Here is a 2887-nt window from a genome sequence, read left to right on the forward strand (position 1 = left end):
CGCAGCACGCCCGGCGGAGGATGGGGCGGATCGCCGTCGCCGCCGGCCTCGCGGCGGGCGCCGCCCTCCTGCTCGGGTCGTCGGCCGTCGTGACGGCGCTCATGGCTCCGCCCGAGGTGGCGAACGCACCGGCATCGCTGTCGCTGGCGACCACCCCGCCCGAGATCGAGCAGCTGCCGGTGCCGGAGCTCGAGCAGTCCCCGGTGATCGCCGACATCTGCACGGTGCCGGAGGTCGCCGCTGCGCTGCAGGCCGGCGACGACGAGGGTGCGATCATCGCGGCAGGCGGCGGTGAGGCGTTCCGTGACGCTGTCGTCGATGGGCGGGCGCCGTGCGTGGACCTCGGTGACTCGACGCGCATCTGGACCGTGGTCAACAAGCTGCGGCCCGCCACGCCGATCGAGTACCGGCCGAGCTCGCTCGTGATGCCCGAGGGGGTGCGCAACATCGAAGGCGGCGCACTGCGGACGGATGCCGCATCCGCCCTCGTCTCGCTCGTCGGCGCCGCGCGGACCGCGGGAGTCGGCGAGCTCGCCCTGCTGAGCGGGTTCCGTTCGTACGAAGCGCAGCAGCGCACCTACGGCCGCCATTTCGCCGAGCGGGGCGATCAAGCCGACCAGGTGAGCGCGCGGCCCGGGTACTCCGAGCACCAGCTGGGCCTCGGCGCCGACGTGGTGGCCTGCGCCGGCGAGTGCGGCAGCCTCGATGCGCTCGCGGCGACGCCGCAGGGCCAGTGGGTGTCGGAGCACGCGTGGGAGCACGGGTGGATCGTGCGCTACGTCGAGGGGAAGACGGGGGTGACCGGGTATCTGCCCGAACCCTGGCACCTGCGGTACGTCGGTCCGGCGCTCGCCCAGGCGTACCACGACGGGGGATGGACCTCGCTCGAGGAGTTCTTCGGGCTCGAGGCGGCCCCGGGCTACGCGAACTGAGCCGCCCAGGCATCCGCGGTACTCGATTCCAACATCTGTGAGACTGAATGTCGCCGCTTCGGCGTAGGATCGAGCCAGCCGCGGTCGAGAGAGGCCGCGGGCTCGACGAGGAGAGAGGTTTCGCCTGCCATGGAGCGGGATATCTACGACGAGGATCACGAAGCGTTCCGCGACGTCGTCAAGGAGTTCATCAAGCGCTACGCGTCCGAAGAGAAGCGCAAGCAGTGGGACGAGGCCGGCGAGATCGACCGCGCCACCATGCTCGCCGCAGGCGAGGCCGGCATCATCGGCCTCTCGGTTCCGGAGGAGTTCGGCGGCGCCGGCATGCTCCAGGACTACCGCTTCCGCTCGATCGTGCTCGAAGAGACCATCGGCGCGGGCCACGGCTCCCTCGCCGGTGCCTTCGGCATCCAGGACGACCTGGCCGTGCCCTACATCGCCCACATGGGCACGCAGGCGCAGAAGCAGAAGTGGCTCCCCGGCATGGCGACCGGCGAGATCCTCGGCGCGCTTGCGATGACCGAGCCGGGCGCCGGCAGCGACCTCCGCGGCATCAAGACCACCGCGAAGAAGGTCGACGGCGGCTACATCGTCAACGGCGCCAAGACGTTCATCTCGTCGGGCAAGACGGCCGACATGGTCGTCACGTTCGTCAAGACCGGCGAGGGCAACCGCCCCGACGCCTTCAGCCTCCTCATCATCGAGAACGGCATGGAGGGCTTCGACCACGGCAAGAAGCTCGAGAAGATGGGCTTCCACGGCTGGGACACCGCCGAGCTGTCGTTCACCGACGTGTTCGTCCCCGACGAGAACCTCATCAGCGGCACGGAGGGCCAGGGCTTCATCCAGCTCATGATGAACCTGCCCCTCGAGCGTCTGTCGATCGGCGTCGCCGCGGCGGCCGCCGCCGAGGCCGCGTTCGTGTGGACCCGCGACTACACGCTCAGCCGCGAGGCATTCGGCGAGCGCATCGCCGACTTCCAGAACACCCGCTTCAAGCTCGCCGACATGGCGACGACGGTCGACGTGCTGTGGGCCTACATCGACCGCGCGATGATGCTCTACAAAGACGCGAAGCTCACGCCCGAAGAGGCCGCGAAGGTCAAGTTCTGGGCGACCGACCGCGAGTGGGAGCTCCTCGACATCGGGGTGCAGCTGCACGGCGGCTACGGCTACATCACCGAGTACCCGATCGCGCGCGCGTTCCTCGACGCCCGCGTGCACCGCATCTACGGCGGCACGAACGAGATCATGCGGGACCTCGTCGCGCGCCAGATCGTCGGCAAGCGCTGACGCCCTGAGAACGGATGCCGCGGCCGCAGCCCTCGAAGTTGCCGGGGACGCGGCATCCGTTCTCTCTCGCGTCAGTGCTGGCCGGCGGGTCCGGCGCCCCGGCCGAGGCCAGCGTGATCGCGAAGTCCACCGGCCTGAGCCATGCGTTCTCCGTTCGGGGCCGAAGGGGCTAGCGGCCCCACGGGAAGAGGAGCCGGAAAAGGGCGGCCGAGACCGCCCAGAAGAGCACGATGAAGACGGTGTCGCGCGCACGGAACGGCACGAGGTGCCGCTCGGTGCGGTCGGGGTGCGCGCCGAAAGCGCGGGCGTCCATCGCGAGAGCGACCCGCTCGGCGTGGCGGATCGCGCCCGCCATGAGCGGCACGACGTACCCGAACCAGCGCGCGACGGCGGCGAACGGACCGCGGCCGCCGTGTGCTCCGCGCACCCGGTGCGCCTGGCGGATCACGTCGAGCTCATGGGCGAAGCGGGGGACGAAGCGGAACGCCGCCAGCGCCGTGTAGCCGATGCGGTACGGCACGCGCAGCTGCTGCACGCCCGCGCGCACGAGGTCGGGCCCGGTCGTCGACAGCCCCGCGATGAGGGTGAGCGCCACGATCGCCGCGAGCCGCAGCCCCGTCGCGAAGCCGACCTCGAGCGCGCCGCCGTACAGTGCCCAGCCG

At 70.8% G+C, this 2887-nt stretch carries 3 protein-coding genes; 2 read left to right on the forward strand and 1 reads right to left on the reverse strand.

What is annotated here, in order from left to right:
• Together EIO58_RS15435 and EIO58_RS15440 are read left to right on the forward strand one after the other, a co-directional pair.
• Positions 1-932 (forward strand): M15 family metallopeptidase (locus EIO58_RS15435; RefSeq protein WP_205789323.1); only part of this gene is annotated, 932 nt, incomplete at its 5' end.
• 129 nt (positions 933-1061) lie between these two features.
• On the forward strand, positions 1062-2225 hold the full coding sequence (locus EIO58_RS15440) for an acyl-CoA dehydrogenase family protein (protein WP_127820255.1): 1164 nt from the start codon (positions 1062-1064) through the stop codon (positions 2223-2225).
• Positions 2226-2394: 169 nt separating this feature from the next.
• Here EIO58_RS15440 and EIO58_RS15445 read toward each other — a convergent pair.
• Positions 2395-2887, reverse strand: a 493-nt coding sequence (locus EIO58_RS15445; protein WP_164861764.1) for an energy-coupling factor transporter transmembrane component T, incomplete at its 5' end; no start/stop codon positions are given.

The organism is Microbacterium sp. CPCC 204701 (assembly GCF_004010105.1).
Classification (GTDB): Bacteria; Actinomycetota; Actinomycetes; order Actinomycetales; family Microbacteriaceae; genus Microbacterium.